Below are 18,924 nucleotides of genomic sequence, written 5' to 3'. Positions count from 1 at the left end.
GCTGCCCAAAAGTTTGTTACACGGTGTCATTTCAAAGGTGGTCGAATTTTGGGCGTTACCTGCCTTTCGGCAGGTCGCGAGTGCTTTCGTTGTCGTGCTTGTTTGGCTTTTCGAACAGCTCGCCGACGCGCTGCTCCCTACATCAAATCTTCAAGGTCGATTTCACCGGCTACGCAGGGAACGCCAATCTGCCAGTTTTCGAGAACCTGCGGGTGGATTTCACCGAAGATTCCGACCTGCTTGCCTTTGACGAAAATTGCTGCCTGACGGCCAGGTATAAAGCGCGGGTCGTTTGACTCTTTAACCTCGTATTTGTGGTCGAGGTAGTAAAGCACCGTTGAGACTTCAGAAGCCAGATCGTTGAAGTTTGCGTTGTTTGCGGCTGTCATAAATCCAAGAGACTGGATTGTTTTTGTGCCGGTGTTCTCGCTTTCATCGAGGAAGGCAACCTTACCGATTTCAAAAATCTTGTGGGGGAAGATTGCGTTTGCGGCGGCACTTTCAGCACGGAGCAATGACGCGATGATAGACGGGCGAACGAACTGATAGTTCTCGCTCATTGGGTTGAGGATTTCGATAACTTTGTCGGCGCTGATGTTCATGCGGTCGATGTAGTCCCGTTTTGAACCAAGATAGTTGAAAATCATTTCCTGATAGCCTAAGCCCACCATGATTTCCTTTGCCTTGCGGCTGAAAAGGGTGACATCAGAAAGTTTACCTACAGTGAAGTCGTTCGGTCGCTCCGGCTTGAAGAAATCCAAGCCCATTCCAATCATTACATCTTCGATAACATCAACTTCGTGGAGGAAGTCGTTGCGGTATGGTGGCGGCTGGAGGGTGAATTCAACATCAGTCTTGTTTGCCTTGCAGTATTTTTCGGTCTTTTCGTTTGCCGGAATATCTTTTGCAACAACATCGTTGTCCATGCGGCTGAGAGCGTCGAGAACCTGTGCTTTTGTAAGGTCGCAGCCCAGCTTTTTGTTGATTGCGGCCAAAGTTGCTTTTGTGGGCTTCTGGAAATAGAAAGGAACCGTGATTTCCTTGCCGAAGCCTGTTTCGTAAGGATGCACGACTTTTACAGGCAGGATTTCGTAGCCCGCGTCGTGGAAGTCACAAGCGACAATATTTGCGGCGAGAATCAAATTCTCCATGTTGTCGCCGGTAAGTTCAACCATCAAGTCTTTGTCGCCAACCTGAACAGCTCCCAAAGTCGCAGAGTTGATGATTGGTGCCATTGAAAGAACTTCGTTTTTGTCATCGGTGAGGAGTGGGAATTTTTTGAATCCTTCGAGAATCCAGCCAAAATCCTTTCCTTTTGGGTGGTCGGTGAGAATCTGTCGGCAGGTCATGGGCTTGTCGCAGGCAAGCGGAACGAATGAAGTTTTGTCCGGGTCAACTGCCTTGTAATGGCATGGCCACTTAATCTGGCTCATGCGGTAAACGCCCATTGAGATTGACTTTCGCTTGCGGCCAAAGTTCCAGCAGAGCTTTTCCTGAGTCTGGATGATATCTTTGAGCATGGGGTCATCGATTGCCTTGCCGGAAATTACGAAACTGACCATAAAAGGTCGGACATTCTTGAGGCCTTCTTCAACGGTGATGATTCGGTTTCCGCAGTCTTTGATAGCCCCGGCTTTTGAGATGAATTTTGAGTAGTCAGAGCGTTTTGCGCCCTCGTGCAAGCGGAGCTGCCGTGTAACGCCACCAGTTGACCACAAATCAGGGCGGTTTGTGTCGTTAAGTTCGATTTTGATGACACGCTCGTCCTCGCTCTGGCTCATGTCGGGCTTTTCGTCAAGTTCAGCTTTGCCGCAGACAAGTTTTCGCTCCAGCGTGTCGTAGTCATATTTTTTTCCAAGAAGATTAAAAAAGAGTTTTTCGTTTACTTCGATTTTTGGCATGATTTTCCTCGATTTTTAAAGATGCTGAAATGAATCCAGCATAACAATGTTTAATTATATAGAAAAAACAAGGTGCAATCAATGATAATTTATTCCCATTCTATTGCGTTATCCAAATCAATAGGGGTGGAAAAGTTTGATGCAAGTTCCTGAATGTCAGGCAATGTTTTTGAAACGATTCTAACTTGACCTTTTCCCTTGTCCGTAATCATTCTTTCATAAATCACCCGGCCTTTTTCATCGTATTTTCTCGTGAGCGGATAATTCTTTGCAATTTCTTGTTTTGTCTTGCTGTTTTCGCTATAAAATGAGTAGTTAAGATGTTCCAGACTTTTGTCCGTAAAGGTGTATCCTCTGCCATATTGGTAATCATTGCGTAAAGCCCCGTTGAAGTAGACTTTGTAGCATATATTTTGATCTTTAATCCAGAATCTCATCACATCAAAATGATGTTCCCCTTCGTCAAGCACATCAAATTCAATGTAATTATCTCCATCGAAGGCATTTGCAAAAAGCATATTCATTGAATTCGGCGCATATTTGCGGTAAAGGTAAGTGCTGTCATCGACTTTTGTGATTTCGTTCGCAAAAGCATGTTCGTAGTTTGTTTTCAGTGAATTTGGATTGCTCAGGGAATAAGAGTATTTTTTGCCACTACCGCCTCCCCTGACATAAAATAATAAATATGGCTTAGATAATTGTCGCTTGAAGTGTCGTACTCAATGTTCCAGTCTTTGTAAGCCCATTGGTCCAGATTCACAATCAGATTCAGCATTTTGCCATGTTCTTTAGAAAGTTTGATTTCAGGATTTTGGGGAGCGATTTTAGAATTGCAGCTGCACAGGCAAAAGACCGCCAGCAAAATATATAAAAGTTTTTTCATTTTATCTCATTTACTTTTTTTGGTATGTTATTCAAATTTGTAAAATAAGTAAAGATGAAGTTTTCAGCTATCAGGGCGTGCAAGGCATCGTTTGTCATAAAAACTGGTTATCAGGGAAATTCACTTTTAATAATGAAATTTTTGTGTTAAATTATTTAAATGAAATTTAAACAATTTCCGGTTATTACTAAGAAGATTATTTTCTACATTTTGATTGCAGTTTTTTTGCTTTGTTCTCTTGTGTTTGCCATCAGTTATATTTCTTTTAATCATCAGTTTCGTGAACAGTACGACGCAAGCATAAGGGAAATTGCCGAAGCTGCCAGTGATTTTTTGAATCCTGATGATTTTGCAAAATATCGGGAAAATCCTGTTCCAGATGAAAAATACAATACCGTTTTGGAAAATTTGCAGACCCTTGTTGATAATTTTGACCTTAATGTTATTTATGTTTCTGCAGTTGAGCCGCCTGAATATACTCATATTTTTTATTATTATGATCCGGTGAACAAACATGGAAAATGGTCACCCTATCCTCTTGGCTATGAAGAAGAATATTACGAAGAAAGCTACAACCGAACTACCCGACTGGTTTATGAAAAAGGCGAGCATCTTGTCCGGCATACAATTAAATCGCGAAGCGGTTCGCACATTACGGCACAGATTCCTGTTTATGACTCTAATGGAAAAATCGTTGCTCTTTTGGGGGCGCAAAAAAATATTCAGGAATTTGTTAATGCAAGGGCGAGATTTGTTCAGTTTGTAATTATTACAGTTTTGATTACGGCATTGTTTTTTGTCGTGCTTTTTGCGGGATATTTTAATCTGCGTTTTATAAAACCTATTGTTCAGATTACTGACGAAACAAACCGCTTTGCTTCATCATCTGAAAAACCAAATAACAATCTTTTGTCGGTAAAAAATCGTGATGAACTTGGTGTTCTGGCAAATTCTGTTTATCAAATGGAAGGAATTGTCTCGACTAATATCGAAACTCTGAACCGGATGACTACAGAAACAGCAGAAGCCCTTGCGAGTGCAATTGATGCAAAGGACAAATATACCCGCGGTCACTCAGCTAGGGTTGCCGATTATTCACGGAGTATCGCACGCAAGGCTGGAAAGTCTGAAAGCGAGTGCAGGAGTATTTATCTTTCGGCACTGCTGCATGACGTCGGTAAAATTGGAGTTCCAAACAGTATCATAAACAAAAATGGCAAGCTGACAGAAGAAGAATTCAAGGTTATAAAGACTCATCCTGACATGGGGGTACAGATTCTTGTGAATATAACTCAAATTCCAAATATTTGTGACGGAGCGCATTATCACCATGAGCGATACGATGGAAAGGGCTATCCAGAAGGATTATCTGGCGAAGATATTCCTGAAATTGGAAGGCTTATTGCTGTTGCTGATGCTTATGATGCCATGACGAGTAACCGAAGCTATCGAGGAACTTTGACTCAGGAACATGTGCGTAAGGAAATCGAAAATGGAATCGGTACTCAGTTTGATCCGGAATTCGCAAAAATCATGCTGGAACTGATTGATGACGACAAGGATTATACAATGCGCGAAGTTGAGTAAAAATCACCCTAGCGCAAAAAGGGAATAAAACATATAATCACATTATGGAAATCAACGCAAAACAGAGAAAACTTTTAGAGAAAAACGCCCAGCCTTTGAGCCCGCTGGTGCAGATTGGCGGTGCTGGCGTAACAGAAAATCAAATAACGCAGATTTCACGCCTGCTGGATGAGCACGAGCTTATCAAAATCAAGTTTAACGAATTTAAAGACGAAAAACGCGATTTGAGCACAGAAATAACCGAAAAAACAGATGCGACTTTCGTGCGCCTTATAGGAAATGTGCTGATTCTCTACCGTCCTGCAAAAGAGCCTAACGACCGTAAGTTTGAAAAAGACTTAAATAAGCTGGCAAAATAGACTGTTCTAACGAACGATAGTTTTTCCATTCAAGACCGCTTCAATCAAAACGCCTTTCTTATACACTAGCTTGAGTGAAAAGAAAGGCGCGTTTTCCCGAAGCAATCTGAAGAAAATCTTGTCACCTTCCCAAAGCTCCAGCTGGTCAATTTTATCGATTGGATACCATTCCAGTTTTCCTTCATCACAGTCAATAATCTCGCCATGAAAACTATCGGTCGTAAATAAATGCATATATTCCGCCGGGTCATCGTCTGAAACAAAAGTCACGATTCCCCGGAATCTGAAACTATCGAGCGTTAGCCCTGTTTCTTCCTTGACTTCACGGAGCAGGCAATCTTCCGGGCTTTCATGCTCTTCAAAATGCCCGCCCACGCCAATCCACTTGTCATGGTTAATGTCGTTCTTTTTGGTAATGCGGTGCAACATGAGATAGCAGCCGTCTTTTTCGATGTAGCAGAGGGTTGTGAGTTGTGATTTCATGGCCAAATTATAGCATTTTTTGCTTGTTAGAACAAAATTTATGGTGATAAATTTACTTCACTTCGTAGAACCATAATCCGCTGTAGTTTTTGTTGTTTCTTGTTCCATATACTACGACTTTATCTACTTCTCCGATTTCCAGTTCTGCGGAATAGACCCCTTTTGCATCTTTTTTGAGTGGGGTTAGCGAATCTGAAACTTTTACTGCGATTCCTGAAAAATCTTTGCTTGCAATTTCAAATTTTACTTTATCGCCTTTTTTGAGAGTTCCGCCGAGAGGAGAGATGAGTTTTGTATTTGATGCACTGTCGTAGCTTGAGTAAACTGTGGGATATTTCATTTCGTTCCCGAAGCCAGTGTAAGATTCTGCTGCATTTAATTTGAAATCAAGGACAGGCTCAAGACGTCCTGAGGAAACTTCAAGCGATTTGAAAACTTTTTTGATTGCTTGATTGCGAGCATTTGCGAATAGGTCTTCATGTAAATAATAGTACCCGTTTTCATCAACTTTGAAGAAAGCCTCTTTGAAAAAATCATATTCCTTTTGGGTAATCTTTTTGCTTGCAACAAGCTGTTCTGCGCGGGGAAGAAAATTCTGCTCAAACTTTGCGATTGGGAATCTGTCGCCATAATTTTCTTCTGATGTTTTTTTGGCGAAAATAAATGCTTTGTAATCTTTTTTGTCAGGAACATCAAAATTGATGCTGAAAGTATTTCCAGTTCGATTGACCCAGACTGCATTTTCAACATCTTGCATAGATGATTTTTCACGAATTGTTGAAGAGATTGCGACACCACCCTGCTTGATTCCGAAATCAAATTCTGTGGCTTCGGAAATCAATGTATTGTATTCAGGTCTATTTTTACCAAAAGAGAAACCCATTTTGAAGAATTTTCCTGCAACATAAGGTTCCTTGACAAACTGTTCTGCTGTGATTGGAGTTTTGAGATACTGATATTCTTCTTTTTCAGGAAGATGTGAGTAAATGAATTGCTCTGGCGGGAGAAAGAGCCATTCGTCAGAGTAATGCTTAATCCAGGTCTTCCAATCAACATGTCCTGCATCCCAAGTGACATCAACAAGCTGCCATTTCCCATTTATTTTAATTGCATTCCATTCGTGATCTGGTTCTTTTCCGAGTTTTCCATTATAGCCGAAACCTTTGGAAAAGCCATGAATTCCGATTGATTCAATTCCTGCAAGTCGGCACATTTCATTCATTACGCTTGTGTAGCCGGAACAGACTCCTTTTTTCTTTTTGAGGACGCTTTCATAATCCTGCTTAGAAATCCGCCCTGAAAAATACATATCAGTATCGTAGGCGATGTTGTCACAAATCCAGTCGTGCATGACTTTGACCTTGGCCTGAACTCCACCGGTATTCTGTGTGAGGTGTTTCACTACCATAGGAAGACCTTCTTTCGGCTTTTTAAAAACTTTTTCCATTGCATCTTTAGGAACAGAGCGAACTTTTGAATCCATGTTTGCTGCAAAAAGAGATAAAGTGACTGATAAAATGAGAGAGACTGTGATAAATTTTTTCATAAAAATCTCCTTTTTTGGTGTTTTAATATACCTTATTGGTAATATTTTAGAACTGATTTTATCTTTCGGCAAGGAATTTTTCATTATTGAGAGAAGAATCTGCACAGTCAAAAGCTCTTTGTGCCTGTTTTATTAACTCTAAGGCTTCCCAGGCATTAATTTTTTTTGCTTCTTCACATAGTATGTTAAAAAGGCGGTCAATCTCATCTTTACTCATAAATATTTCCTTGCTTAATAGATCTCAAATAATTGTGCATTTCGATTCCTTCAAAATAAATGCTGTTTTCTATTTAGAAATAGTAATCTTCTTTTGTCCATAAAAAACCGTTCAAACTTGAAGTGACAGAAAACTTGAAATTTGAAGCTGTATAGCACGTATTTGCGAAAGGCTCCAAAAATCTGGGGTTTTTCTTACAAATTTCAAGATATTCATTAGTACTTAGGACTGAATTTTTTTTTTACTTCGAAATAAAACTTGCAGCTCAGTAAATTCAGGTAAGCATTGATTGTTTCTGTCGCAAGGCAGTCTTTATCGAGACTTTCTACATTTCGTTTTGACTTGTTTTCAATAAGATCCCAAACCTGGTTTTTATAAGCTTCTGTCTTTTCCTTGTGATTTTCGATTAAAAAATATTCGGGCTTTTTGCGAGAAACATCTCCCGTAATGATTTTTATGAGTTCCTGAGCATTTTCATCTCCTACAAAATTCGGCAGTTCATTACAAAGATTTTCAAGAAAATATGCAACGAACATTCTGGATTGGAATATTTGGTAGGCGGACAAAAGTTCAGGCTCTGCAAGAAATTTCATCAGTTTTTCATTGTTTTGCTCATTTTTGAACAGTTTTTCAAAAGTTTCCCATTTGCGTTTTGTTGAATAATATTTTAAACCTTCAAATGTCTTAGGAATCGAACCGTCATTATCGCCAAAAATGATTTTGATTATTTCATCTGCTTTTGATTTGTCGTTCACATGAGAATAAAAGTCAACGATTACCCATTTGAAAAAAGTTTTGTTTTCTCTCTTGTTAAAACGGACATCATAAACAGAGAAAGGATATTCGGGATTTTCTATAAAATGCATTTGATTTTCTTCTGCCATTTTCGATTTTTCATCATTGTAATTTTCAAAGGAAAATACTGTGTAAAATTCTTTTGCGATAAGATAAGAAAGTGTATTTTCAAAGGATTCATAGAAAAAGTCATCATCAATATAATCAGGCGATTTGAATTTATAGAAAAAATCTCTGAAACTAAAATAATATTTGTCGGAGCCATCTTCCGGGCAAAATGAAGTGTCGGTTTTGATTTCTTTGACATCGTTATTATAAAGACTGTTGTGGATCTTATAGAAAGGATATGTAAAAATATCCTTGCAATTTATTAGAGCGTATGAGATTTCTCGATATGACTCATAGTCACCAGTATTCATTTTTGCTATTTTCTGCTTAAAGTTATTGGGGGCCATTGGTTTTGGATAAGGCCAATAATGGCAAATTATTTTAGTGAACCCGTCTCCCATGCTTTTTATGAACAACAACAAAAGTGCAGTTTTATAATTATAAGTTTCGAGCATTTTTTACTCCTTGGATTTCCCGAAAATCTACATCAAGTGTAATTTGAATTATTATTTTTTTTAACTCCCAACGTGGTTAAATTATTGAGTGTGTTTTATAGTCGAAATTTAACCGTGGAGGGCGAAAAATAGCTTTTTATTTATCTTTTATTCTTTTCAATAAAATAATGTATGCAATTCCACTTACAATTGCATCATAAGCACAGCCTGCGCCAAACATTATTGCGATTTTTATAAGCGTTGGAACAAAGATTCCTAGTTTGAATAGGATAAAGAAAGTTCCATAATATGTTACATTTGTCACGACGGTTTCCCATAACATATATTCAGTTTTTCCGAGACCGTAAAATGTCATGTCGAATATATTTTGCAGGGCATAGGCGACATAGAATCCAATAAGAACAATTATAAGCGTGAATAATTTATCAACTTCTTTAAAACGAAGAATATTCTGCATGAATGGTTTCCATAATGGAATTGAGATAAACCAAATGGCACAAATAATCAGAGTAACAATGAAGTATTGTTTTGTTTTATCTGCAATTGCTTTTTCATCTGAGGAAATTTCTTTTTTTATGAGTTCTCCTAATGCATTTATTGGTTTTAAAAGCCAGCCCCAAATAAAACTGTTTGCAACCCAATAAGTTCCTTGTTCTCCGACTACATTCACCATTCGGCAAACCATGAGCATATAAAAAAGATTTCTGACAAATGATTCAAGCCCAGAAATGCCACCAATTTTAAAAAATTCTTTCATCCATGAGAAATCTGGTTTTATACCACTGAAAATATGAATGTCCTCCTTTTTAAAAAGGACAAGAACTACAAGAAGAAGCAAGAGGTTTGAGATTATATTTGAGAATCCAATACCATTTATTCCCAGATTTGCAGAGAATGGCAATGTAGAGACAAGGAAAGTGTCGATTATGATAGAAAGAAGCATTTTTGCCACTAGCAAGGCATATAAATGTTTTTCTTTTCCGATTGTTGTAAAGACAACCATACAGAATGATAAAAGAAGTGCAAAAATATTACCGACAGATTCAATTCTTATGTAAGAGGCAGAGGCTTCTGAAATTTCACTTCCTGCTGCCATCATATTCAAGAGCGGATGAACAAGAAATATAATTAAAATTGAAAGCACTGTGTAGGCGATTGCTGAAACGGTTAAGCCAGCTTTTATTCTTCCTGTTAGTTTTTCCTTATCGTGTATTACCTGGCCGATAAAATAAAACAGTGGAAGAATAATGGCTTCCTCAACGACTTCATAAATGAGATTTATCCAGCCTAACTGTCCTGCGATTGAAAATGCCTTTGCGCTCGGTAGACTTCCGATAAAGAATATTCTGACCGTTGTATAAATGGTTGGAATAAACAAAGAAATAAGCAGAGCAAAATAAAGCCTTAAATCGAATGATTTTTTGTTAATGTTTTCCATAAATATAAACTCCTTTTAAAATAATTTGATAAAAGAAATACTTTGGATATATCTAATCTTTATATCCAAGCAAATCCATCAGTACCCAAAAAGCGGAAATTTGTCGTGCTTCGGATTTTCTATTTTTAGGCTCAGAATTCGACCAGTTATGATTACATTCTTGTACTTTACAAGTACACTTCCAGCCTGACTTTGTATTTTCAAAGATATACTTCGCTTTTGAAATATATCCTTTCTGATACAATTCATTTAATTTGCATACCGCTGTCTCATATTTCGGCTTGCCAACTTCAGCACGCATTTCTTTAGTATTATTGTCAATTAAATTAGAAGTTTTTTGAATTTGGGTTGGCTTTGCCTTCAGCATTGTGTTGCAAACTCGGTTTAAGGTCGCAATATCGAAGTTACAATCAAGAGCGACTGCTCCAAGAATCGCTTCGAATGTATCCTCTTTTGCACCAGTCTTATTGCGGACATCGTTGTTTTCATCTGATTTCCCGAGCAGCAAAAACTGGGCAAAACCAAGATTATCGATACATTCTGCAAGATTATTTTTATTTACAAGCGACTTACGTTTTTCAGTTAATTGACCTTCATCTTTTGTAGAAACGAATTGGTTGTATTTGTTAAAATTTCCAGACTCTTGGCAAAGAGTTTTCACGGTACAAAGACTGAGTACGGAATCCCCTATAAATTCCAAAACTTGGTTGTTTTGGTAGGCTGGGTTTTCGCTTGAATAAGAACGACGAGTAATTGCTTGTAAAAGTAGATTTTCTTTTTTGAAAGTATAGTTGAGCCGATTTTGGATATAATCAGAGCCATTAAAGGGCATAGAAGAACCTCCATACAGTAAGATGAGATGAAGGCACAACGGATTTGAAATCTTTTGATTTATGAAGTCAAATCTCAAAATAAAATCCTTAAACATAAAGCCGAATTCGGGAATTTACCGACAGTTGTTTAAACGATACAACGATTGTGCCATAATTAGATATAAGAAAACTGTTTTTTTGAAGAATTCTAAGTCATAAAAACTCCTTTTAGATTTCCCGAAAACCTACATCAAGTGTAATTTGAATTATTAAATTTTTAAACTCCCAACGTGGTTAAATTTTGAGTGTGATTTAGTGTTAAAAATTTAACCGTGAAGGGTGAAAGGGCTGTCTCTATATCGTTAAATTTTTTTGCTCTTATTTCCCGCATTCATTACTTTTTCTTGAAAATCTCAGTCTGGCTGCTGTATGTGCCAAGCTGAGTAATGTCTATTGCACCAAAAAATTCTTTCAGGGCTGATTCATAAAATAAGTCCGGGATGCTGTTGATTCGTGCCTGGCTGTTGTTCCCTGCATATTTTTTATGGTTTCCCTGCTGAGGGTTTCCGGCTTTTAGATATGAATTCAGGGCATTTTTCACATCTGGATTGATTATGCTGTAATTTTCTGTCAGCGTTTTTGAAAGAACGGCTAGTGACATTTCTGATTTTTGCAGATGTTGGATTTGATGATAAATTAGGGCAAAACCTTTGTCGATTTTTTTGCTTTTAGAGAGTTTGTCACAGAAATTTGTAATTTCACGGTATTTTTGTAAATCGGCATAGGTTGAAATTTCTTTTTCTCTTGCGGCGGTGTATTCGGCATAATTCGGGAATCCGTTTTCCTGAGAATTATAGAAATCTGCTCCAGCAGAGCCTATTTTCATCAGATAAAGTGGATTTGAATTCTTTAATGTGCCGTTCTCTGCTAAAAATTCTTCTGGAACAGGAAATCCTTGCTTTTCAGCAGTCTGCATGTCTTTTTTGCTTTTGAAGCCTTTTGCCGAGAAATCTAGATATTCGTTGTATTCAGAAATATTTTTGTACCCCGCTTCTTTTGCTTTGTAGTATATGTCAGATTCAGTAGTTTCTGTTTTCGAGTCAAAGCAGAATCCATTTTTATATGCATCCCGACAGTCGGAAACAGATTTAAAATCATTTCGCTTGTAAAAATAGAAAATGGCAGAATTATCGTTGAGCGTGAGTTCTTTTGCTTCGTTATAATCTGTGCCATTACTATATAGAAGAGAATTGCCTGTCTTGTAATCTTTGAGCGTAAAGTAGCCGTTCAAGATGAATGAAAAATAGGTATTTTCTGCAATGACAAGCAAAGTGTCTGTCGGTTTGTGGAGGTAGGCGGTTGAGACTTTATTTTTTGCGATAATCGTTTCAAAATCCTCAATTGATTTTACCTGCACGGTGGGGGCATTTTTAATTGATTCAATCTCAATATACTTCAAGTCGGCGAAGGCGCAATTAGTGAGAAAGATTGCTGCGATTATCGCGAAGATTCGCTTCATTTTGTTTCCCCTTTTAAAAGTAATTTTTTCTTCTCTTAAAGTAATATTATAAATGCAGATTTCGTGAAATTCAATCTTTTATATAACTAATTAGGTATATTTATTACCTTGTCAAAAGTTTTATAATTTGGGGTCTCATTCATACTTTGTAGTATGGAAAAAAATGAAAAATCGCAGGATACGGTGGCGGGAAAAAAAGAATCGATTCCTCAATTGTTCGGGCGGAATGTTCGTAAATATCGCAAGGCGCGGAATCTGACGCAGGAGCAGCTTTCAGAAAAACTGGAGATTTCCCAAAAGCATCTTTCGATTATCGAGACTGGCACACAATTCGCTTCGGCTTCCCTTATCGGGCGGATTTCGGAAGTGCTGGAAGTTTCGCCGGGTGATTTATTCGGCGGGTCAAGCGACGGCTTTCAGGAAATAAAAAATCTGTGCAATATCATAATGTCCATGCTTATGAATGAAATGAGGCATAAATTTGCGAGCCTGGATAGTGAAGTCCATGAAATAAAGCGGATTCTTCAGGAAGGGAAAAATCCTGATAGGGATCCATTCTCTTTTTACTAATGATTTTTCGGGCGTTTCCCTACAGGCTGTCATTGCCCGGCTTGACCGGGCAATCCCATCCTTTCGGGTCGGGCTATCCGCGGTTACGCGCTCTCGCGCTTCATTGCTCCACTACGCCTACGCAACACAGTTGCTTTGGAGAGTCGCTAAAAATGCTTTCGCATTTTTTTAACGCTCCCTATGTTCCGCAACGGCTAACGCCGCCGCTACTATCCCTAACGCACGCAAGTGCGTATGTACAATAATTTCCAATTACGGAAACGACACGAAGTGGCGTATCCCTAACGCTTCTCTTTCATTTTTCTTATTTTTTTCAAAATTCCCCTTGATTTTTCCACGAAAGTCAAATTTTTTGTGTTATAATATCTGATAAGTGCTGTAATTCACACAGAGAAAAGCAAATTTTCTCACAACCACTTGATGCTACTTAAAAAAGTGAAACTGGATGAGTTGACAAGTTCCCTGAAGAAACAGGTGTTTCTATGTTTGGCATAATTTTAAATGTGATTCTATTTTCTATTGGCTTTCTTGCCTTGGTAACAGGCATTGCCTTTTTGCTACAGGAGCGGGAGAACGGGTATACCGCTTTATATGTTTTTTTCTTTTCTGTAACTGTGGCACTGACTTGTATGGGCTATTCTATTATGGGCTTTATGCCGAATCTGGATTATGCCTTTATTCCCAGACTGGTGGGGCTGTTTGGAATTGATTCCTTTTTGATTGTTGAGCTGACCTTTCTTCTTTTTGAGCTTAAAAGGCGCAGGGGTATACGGATGTTTATCCTAGGCTTTCTTCTGATTTATTTATTCTTTGACCTTTTGATTTTTGGGAATCCTTCTGCACTGTCATATATCCGCTACGAATGGCACACTTCTTATGAAAACACGAACAAAGGCGCTCATCTTTTTCACTATATTTTTATCTCCGTCATGATTGTCATCCTTTTGTTCCATGGCATCTACTGGTATAAAAGCAAGAAAATCCAGCGTGACAAGGTTTTTTCCTTGGAAATCATTCTGTCAAATTTCATACTTCTTGTTGCGGCCATTCCAGACACTTTGAACCTTGACTTTTCACATAAATATCCCACCTTCGGTTATTCTGCGGCAACTGCGGTCGTCTTCTTTTCTTACTGGTTTTCCGTGAAATCACACATAAAATTTACTCCCACCGTAAAAAATGTAAGTCAGGAAGTTTTTACCTCTGTAGAAGTTCCGGTCATCATATTTGATTTGGAAGGAAAGATAAATCTTTCAAATCCCTGTGCAAAATCAATGCTGCAGATTACAGAAGATGCAGATTCTTATTTGAGAAGCTTGTTCTCTCTTTCTGATGTTGAAACCTTACATCTGTTGACTAGGGCAAAAAATGGCTGGAAGGGAGCGGTTAAGACAATCATTAAGGCAAGCGGCCAAGCATGTAACCTGCACTGCACGATAAAAAAAGACAACCTTGGCGAAACATTTTGCGTAATCGGCACGGTGCTTGTAAAAAATTAAAAAATGGAGCAAAAAATGAAGGAAGAGAATATTTATAAAAGTTATCAGATTGTGATGATTGTTGTATTCAGCATGGCTGTGAATCTTTTGGGGCGTATTTTTGCAGACGCGAATCATCTTCCTCTCTGGCTGGATTGTTTTGGAACATTTCTTACCTGTTACCTGCTAGGGCCGGGATGCGGCGTAATGGTCGGAATTTCGGGGAACATTCTGCACGGTTTTTTAAATCCTATTTCCTTTATATATGCAATTACATCCTTTTCCATTGCCGTGATTACCGGTTACCTTGCAAAACGCGGCTGGATGTCTTCCCTTTTAAAAACCATGTCGCTCAGCGTGCTTGTAACGATTGTTTGCAGCGCAATTTCCTGCGTAGTAAACTTTACCTTTTATGGTGGTGAAATCGGAAACGAATGGGGGCAGGGCAAACGACATTGCTTCTACAAACGACGGTATTTTGTGGATTGGAACCTATGAAGGTCTTTACCGCCACAACGGGCAGGACTTCCGGCTGATGAATGAATTTGATTCCATAAAAACAGTGCGTACTCTGTATGTTGATGATGAAGGAAGGCTTTTTGTGGGTACAAACGATAACGGTCTTTCAATAATCATCAATGAAAAGGTAATGAATGTCCTTGAAGAAAAAGACGGGCTCCCCGCCGATTCTGTAAGGAGCATTACCAGAGGAACTGACGGTTTATACTATGTGGGCACGGCAGAGTCTCTGGCTATTTTGTCCATTGCAGACGGTCTGAATGTTGTGGAGACGCTTCCCCAGATTCAAACTGCCATTAGTATGAGTGCAAGCGAAAATGGCTTGGTTGCAGCCGTTACTTCAAGCGGAAAGCTTTTTGTCCTGAATTACACCGATATTGTTTTCGATTCAGAAAAAAAAGGCTTTAATGAAAAATTTACGGCGGCAGTTTTTTCAGCGGATGGAAGGCTTTTTGCAGCAACAGAATCTAACAGGATTATCATTTTTTCTATTTCTGATTCTGATGAAGGCCTTAGTCAGACGGCAAGCATAGCATGTGAGCCTCTTCGCCACATAAATTCCCTTGATTTTTTTGATGACAGGATTTTTGTCTGTGCTGATGATGGAGCCGGCTATCTTGAAAAAGAGTCTTTTTTTATGCTGGAAACCGGCACTTTCAACAATTCAATTGACAATATGACAGAGGATTATCAGGGAAATTTGTGGTTCACTTCATCCCGCCTGGGCGTGCTAAAAATGTGTGAGACTTCATTTTCTGAAATTTATGTTTCAGGAGAATTACCGGCTTCTGTTGTGAATTCAACGGCATTTTTCAAAAATAATCTTTACATTGGAACTGATGACGGGCTTATGGCCATTAACATGGAAAACGGAAAAGCGCTTACTAATAAACTTACAAAAAGCCTTTCTGCCACGCGAATCCGCTGCCTTACAAGCGCCAGAGATGGTTCTTTGTGGATTGCTACAAAATCCCACGGTCTTATTCACGCAAAAAGCGAATCAGATTTTATTACGATTGCACCATCTCATCAGTTTCGGGTGGTGATTGAACTTTTTGACGGCACTCTTGCAGCCGGTTCAAATGACGGGGTCGCCTTTGTGAAAAATGAAAGAATCCTGCAATGGATTAGCGAAAAGGAGGGCCTTGAAAATACAATCATCCTTTCATTAAGCGAAACAGACGACGGAAAAATTCTTGCAGGCACCGATGGTGGAGGACTTGCCGTAATTTCCCTTGATTCAGAAGCGGACAGTTTTTCTCTTCTTCGCCTCATAAAACGAGTGGACGGCCTTGCTTCTAATGTCATTTTGCGAACGATAAACGACAGGAATGGAACTGTACCGACTGGCGGGGTTTTTGTCGTTACGGGCAACGGCTTATGTTACATAGATTTTGCCGATTCTGACGGAGAACATTTTACCGGATTAAAAAACGAGTTTTTCGTAAGAACGCTTTCAAATTTTCCATACTCCAACAACTACGACCTTATCTTATACGATAAAAATGTTTTTGTTTTGAGCAGCGCCGGCATTTTTGTTGTGAATCGTGAGGAGCTTCTTTCTGGCGAAAGTCTGGATTACGAGCTTCTTGATATGAAAAAAGGCTTGCGAGGTTCTCTTACCGCAAATTCATGGAATTATCTTGCAGAGAACGGAGACTTATATCTTTCCTGTGATGCCGGCTCAAGCAAATTTAACTTGAATTCTTACGACAAAGCAAAGCACTCATACCGAATGCAGTTAAAAAATATTATCATCGACGGAAAAAATCATATTGTACAGAAAGATATTCCCTTTGTAATACCACCAACAAAAGGCACTATAGAAATTGTTCCAGAAATCATCAATTACTCTATAAACACGCCCCTTATTAGTGCTTATCTGGAAGGAATTGATGAAAATCCTGCTGTAATGCTGCAAAGCAAACTGACAAGCCTGTCTTACTCGAATCTTCCGGCAGGAGAATATCGCTTTCACATAGCCGTTTTGGATTCAAAGGGCAAGAACACTCTGGAAGAGACCGTGTACACTATTTCAAAAAGCTTCCGTATTTCGGACAACTGGTGGTTCATGGTTTATATCGTGGGTGTGGCTATACTTGCAATTGCATGGCTCACCTGGTTTATTACGACTATCTTGCAAGAAAAAAGGCTAGAAAAACAGAAAAGCGAGATAGAAGCAATTCGCCAGCAGGTTCGCATGGGTAACGAAACCATTTTCTCAATCGCAAACGCAGTGGAAGCCCGTGACAAAAGAACCGGACGACACTCTTACCGAGTTGCAGAATATGCCGTGCTGATTGCTAGGGAACTGGGCTTTTCCGAGGAAGAGCAGACGCAAATCAGAAGAACGGGACTGCTTCATGACATTGGAAAAATTGGCGTTCCAGATGCAATTTTAAATAAGACTAGCCGACTTACCGACGAAGAATATGAGATTATGAAAACACACACTCTCATTGGTGGCGAAATTCTTAAGGATTTTACCCTTATTCCCCATGTAGACGAAGGAGCAAGGTTTCACCATGAGCATTATGACGGCTCTGGCTATCCTAATGGCTTAAAAGGCGAAGAAATTCCCCTGAACGCCAGAATCATCGGGATTGCGGACGCTTTTGATGCAATGACGGCAAACCGTATCTACCGCAAAGCTCTGAGCCTTGATTATACCATAGAAGAGATGAAAAAGGCTTCGGGAAAACAGTTTGATCCGGGATTGGTGGAAATCATGCTGGAGCTTCTTGAAAACGGTAAGCTTAATGTGGAAAAGACTTTTGAAGAGAGTGTAAACGCAGGAGGGGTGAAAAATGAAAAATAAATATGTAATAACCGCAGTGACCGTAATTCTTGGACTTGGACTTATGTTTGCAACTTCAAAAGTTTTTCATAAAGATACAAGGGATTCTATAAAGGTTGGCTTCGTATACAATGCAGATACAGCCACGGCATATACTCAGAATTTTTTTCGCGCAAGAACTGAACTTGAAAACACCTTTGGCGATAAAGTAGAGATTTTTGAAAAATTTAATCTTGGAGAAGTAGATTCTGTTTGCGAAGAAGCCATGGAGTATTTTATAGAAGAAGGCTGTAAGCTGATTTTTGCAATAAGTTATGGTCATGGAAATATCTGCAAGAAAATGGCACAAAAATATCCTGATGTTCAATTCTGTCATTTTACAGGCGACCTTGCTACTACGGAGCCAATTCTTCCAAACTATCATGCGGCTATGGGAAAAATTCACGAAGGTCGTTATGTCTGTGGTATAATTGCGGGAATGAAACTGCAGGAAATGATTTTGCAGGGAAAAATCAAGCGAAACCAGGCAAAGGTCGGCTATGTTGCAGCCTTTAATTTTGCAGAAGTAATTTCTGGCTACACGGCATTTTTTCTTGGGGTGCAGAGCATTGTTCCAGAAAGCCAAATGATTGTCCGTTACACAAATACCTGGAGCAACTACAATATAGAAAAGAAAACCGCAGAAAAGCTGATTGAAGAAGGCTGTGTAATTATAAGCCAGCATTCAGACACAGCCGGCCCTGCAACAGCCTGTGAAGAAGCAAGCGTAAAGAAAGGAAAAACCGTTTTCAGCGTTGGGTATAACCAGAGCATGACAGATGTTGCCCCGACTACTTCCCTTGTTTCCTGCCGCATAAATTGGACTCCCTATATGGTAGGCGCAACAGAAGCACTTCTTAAAGGAAAGGAAATTGAAAGCGTCGTAAAAAGCCCCTATAAAAGCTGCGATTCAGCTGCCGGCTTTGACAAAGGCTGGATAGAAATTGTCGGTCTTAATCAGCATATCCTGCCCAAAGGCACAATCGAAGAAATGGAAAAAAACATCAAACTTTTTAAAAATGACTCCCTCACAGTTTTCAAGGGAAATTATGTCGGAGTAAATCCATTTGATGAAAATGATATATGGGACTTACGCACCCCCTTCCCCGAATGCGCAGAAAGAAGCGCACCTAGTTTTTGCTATGTACTCCGTGATGTGATTGAAGTGCGAAAGTGAAGTGGCAGTGATGAAACATCTTGATGCAGATACCCCTATTGCCCGAAAAACTGATTTCTGATATAGTAAGTTTTCAGTATGAAAACTGAACAGTGCATTTACATGACGATTCTCAAGGTAAATAAATCAGTTCATACTATTTTTATTTGAATTTCACAGGCGAATTCTTTTTAGAGTTCGCCTTTTTTTATGAGTAATTTTATAGGAGTAATATAGATGAAACGAGAAGACATCAAAAAGG

At 39.1% G+C, this 18,924-nt stretch carries 17 protein-coding genes; 7 read left to right on the top strand and 10 right to left on the bottom strand.

The window, feature by feature from the left end:
- Positions 1-137: 137 nt before the first annotated feature.
- From pheT to B2089_RS09425, 3 genes are all read right to left on the bottom strand, one after another.
- Positions 138-1,901 (bottom strand): phenylalanine--tRNA ligase subunit beta, encoded by a 1,764-nt coding sequence (gene pheT / locus B2089_RS09435; protein WP_296321428.1) that lies wholly within the window; start codon positions 1,899-1,901, stop codon positions 138-140.
- Positions 1,902-1,990: 89 nt separating this feature from the next.
- Positions 1,991-2,425 carry a hypothetical protein gene (locus B2089_RS09430; RefSeq protein WP_296686999.1) on the bottom strand — a complete coding sequence of 145 codons (435 nt, stop codon included), beginning with the start codon at positions 2,423-2,425 and terminating at the stop codon, positions 1,991-1,993.
- A gap of 104 nt (positions 2,426-2,529) precedes the next feature.
- Positions 2,530-2,784: a hypothetical protein gene (locus B2089_RS09425; protein WP_296686997.1), complete on the bottom strand. Its 255-nt coding sequence runs from the start codon at positions 2,782-2,784 to the stop codon at positions 2,530-2,532.
- Between the two features lie 159 nt (positions 2,785-2,943).
- On the opposite strand from B2089_RS09425, the gene B2089_RS09420 reads away from it, so the two are divergent.
- Both B2089_RS09420 and B2089_RS09415 read left to right on the top strand, forming a co-directional pair.
- A complete protein-coding gene (locus tag B2089_RS09420) occupies positions 2,944-4,371 on the top strand; it encodes an HD-GYP domain-containing protein (RefSeq protein WP_296686992.1) in 1,428 nt (475 codons plus the stop codon).
- 44 nt (positions 4,372-4,415) lie between these two features.
- Entirely contained in the window at positions 4,416-4,730 is a 315-nt protein-coding gene (locus tag B2089_RS09415; protein WP_296686989.1) for a YhbY family RNA-binding protein, read from the top strand.
- A 6-nt stretch (positions 4,731-4,736) separates the two neighbouring features.
- Here the strand turns inward: B2089_RS09415 and B2089_RS09410 are convergent, their stop codons facing one another.
- The 7 genes from B2089_RS09410 to B2089_RS09380 all read right to left on the bottom strand — a co-directional run bounded on the left by B2089_RS09410 (position 4,737) and on the right by B2089_RS09380 (position 12,103).
- On the bottom strand, positions 4,737-5,213 hold the full coding sequence (locus B2089_RS09410) for an NUDIX hydrolase (protein ID WP_296686985.1): 477 nt from the start codon (positions 5,211-5,213) through the stop codon (positions 4,737-4,739).
- A 52-nt stretch (positions 5,214-5,265) separates the two neighbouring features.
- Positions 5,266-6,759, bottom strand: coding sequence for a transglutaminase domain-containing protein (locus B2089_RS09405; RefSeq protein WP_296686982.1), 1,494 nt, complete (start codon positions 6,757-6,759; stop codon positions 5,266-5,268).
- 58 nt (positions 6,760-6,817) lie between these two features.
- Complete coding sequence (locus B2089_RS09400; protein WP_296686979.1) at positions 6,818-6,976, bottom strand: hypothetical protein; 159 nt, start codon at positions 6,974-6,976, stop codon at positions 6,818-6,820.
- Positions 6,977-7,191: 215 nt separating this feature from the next.
- The gene (locus tag B2089_RS09395) at positions 7,192-8,190 is read right to left on the bottom strand and encodes a hypothetical protein (RefSeq protein ID WP_296686976.1); all 999 of its coding nucleotides are present in this window, start codon (positions 8,188-8,190) and stop codon (positions 7,192-7,194) included.
- Positions 8,191-8,470: 280 nt separating this feature from the next.
- Positions 8,471-9,772, bottom strand: a complete 1,302-nt coding sequence (locus B2089_RS09390; RefSeq protein WP_296686973.1) for an MATE family Na+-driven efflux transporter — start codon at positions 9,770-9,772, stop codon at positions 8,471-8,473.
- A 52-nt stretch (positions 9,773-9,824) separates the two neighbouring features.
- Positions 9,825-10,604, bottom strand: coding sequence for a ribonuclease III family protein (locus tag B2089_RS09385; RefSeq protein WP_296686970.1), 780 nt, complete (start codon positions 10,602-10,604; stop codon positions 9,825-9,827).
- A gap of 374 nt (positions 10,605-10,978) precedes the next feature.
- A complete protein-coding gene (locus B2089_RS09380; RefSeq protein WP_296686968.1) occupies positions 10,979-12,103 on the bottom strand; it encodes a hypothetical protein in 1,125 nt (374 codons plus the stop codon).
- A 153-nt stretch (positions 12,104-12,256) separates the two neighbouring features.
- On the opposite strand from B2089_RS09380, the gene B2089_RS09375 reads away from it, so the two are divergent.
- From B2089_RS09375 to B2089_RS09355, 5 genes are all read left to right on the top strand, one after another.
- Positions 12,257-12,673 (top strand): helix-turn-helix domain-containing protein, encoded by a 417-nt coding sequence (locus tag B2089_RS09375; protein ID WP_296686965.1) that lies wholly within the window; start codon positions 12,257-12,259, stop codon positions 12,671-12,673.
- Positions 12,674-13,155: 482 nt separating this feature from the next.
- Positions 13,156-14,172: a hypothetical protein gene (locus B2089_RS09370; protein WP_296686963.1), complete on the top strand. Its 1,017-nt coding sequence runs from the start codon at positions 13,156-13,158 to the stop codon at positions 14,170-14,172.
- Positions 14,173-14,187: 15 nt separating this feature from the next.
- Positions 14,188-14,649 (top strand): ECF transporter S component, encoded by a 462-nt coding sequence (locus tag B2089_RS09365; protein WP_296686960.1) that lies wholly within the window; start codon positions 14,188-14,190, stop codon positions 14,647-14,649.
- On the top strand, positions 14,564-17,488 hold the full coding sequence (locus B2089_RS09360) for an HD domain-containing phosphohydrolase (RefSeq protein WP_296686957.1): 2,925 nt from the start codon (positions 14,564-14,566) through the stop codon (positions 17,486-17,488). Before B2089_RS09365 ends, B2089_RS09360 begins: the two co-directional genes overlap by 86 nt.
- Positions 17,478-18,683: a BMP family ABC transporter substrate-binding protein gene (locus tag B2089_RS09355; RefSeq protein WP_296686954.1), complete on the top strand. Its 1,206-nt coding sequence runs from the start codon at positions 17,478-17,480 to the stop codon at positions 18,681-18,683. Before B2089_RS09360 ends, B2089_RS09355 begins: the two co-directional genes overlap by 11 nt.
- Positions 18,684-18,924: the final 241 nt, after the last annotated feature.

The sequence above is a fragment of the Treponema sp. UBA3813 genome, from assembly GCA_002368605.1.
Lineage (GTDB): Bacteria > Spirochaetota > Spirochaetia > Treponematales > Treponemataceae > Treponema_D.
The sequence above is the reverse complement of the archived record's forward strand: the minus strand, read 5'-3'. Positions and strand labels throughout refer to the sequence as shown.

Bases quoted from the DNA above. Each gene is read 5' to 3' on its own strand.
- B2089_RS09365 (WP_296686960.1), top strand. From the start codon at position 14,188: ATGAAGGAAGAGAATATTTATAAAAGTTATCAGATTGTGATGATTGTT.
- B2089_RS09425 (WP_296686997.1), bottom strand. From the start codon at position 2,784: ATGAAAAAACTTTTATATATTTTGCTGGCGGTCTTTTGCCTGTGCAGC.
- B2089_RS09390 (WP_296686973.1), bottom strand. From the start codon at position 9,772: ATGGAAAACATTAACAAAAAATCATTCGATTTAAGGCTTTATTTTGCT.
- B2089_RS09395 (WP_296686976.1), bottom strand. From the start codon at position 8,190: ATGAATACTGGTGACTATGAGTCATATCGAGAAATCTCATACGCTCTA.
- pheT (WP_296321428.1), bottom strand. From the start codon at position 1,901: ATGCCAAAAATCGAAGTAAACGAAAAACTCTTTTTTAATCTTCTTGGA.
- B2089_RS09400 (WP_296686979.1), bottom strand. From the start codon at position 6,976: ATGAGTAAAGATGAGATTGACCGCCTTTTTAACATACTATGTGAAGAA.
- B2089_RS09430 (WP_296686999.1), bottom strand. From the start codon at position 2,425: ATGAATATGCTTTTTGCAAATGCCTTCGATGGAGATAATTACATTGAA.
- B2089_RS09420 (WP_296686992.1), top strand. From the start codon at position 2,944: ATGAAATTTAAACAATTTCCGGTTATTACTAAGAAGATTATTTTCTAC.
- B2089_RS09385 (WP_296686970.1), bottom strand. From the start codon at position 10,604: ATGCCCTTTAATGGCTCTGATTATATCCAAAATCGGCTCAACTATACT.
- B2089_RS09355 (WP_296686954.1), top strand. From the start codon at position 17,478: ATGAAAAATAAATATGTAATAACCGCAGTGACCGTAATTCTTGGACTT.
- B2089_RS09370 (WP_296686963.1), top strand. From the start codon at position 13,156: ATGTTTGGCATAATTTTAAATGTGATTCTATTTTCTATTGGCTTTCTT.
- B2089_RS09360 (WP_296686957.1), top strand. From the start codon at position 14,564: ATGGTGGTGAAATCGGAAACGAATGGGGGCAGGGCAAACGACATTGCT.
- B2089_RS09415 (WP_296686989.1), top strand. From the start codon at position 4,416: ATGGAAATCAACGCAAAACAGAGAAAACTTTTAGAGAAAAACGCCCAG.
- B2089_RS09380 (WP_296686968.1), bottom strand. From the start codon at position 12,103: ATGAAGCGAATCTTCGCGATAATCGCAGCAATCTTTCTCACTAATTGC.
- B2089_RS09375 (WP_296686965.1), top strand. From the start codon at position 12,257: ATGGAAAAAAATGAAAAATCGCAGGATACGGTGGCGGGAAAAAAAGAA.
- B2089_RS09405 (WP_296686982.1), bottom strand. From the start codon at position 6,759: ATGAAAAAATTTATCACAGTCTCTCTCATTTTATCAGTCACTTTATCT.
- B2089_RS09410 (WP_296686985.1), bottom strand. From the start codon at position 5,213: ATGAAATCACAACTCACAACCCTCTGCTACATCGAAAAAGACGGCTGC.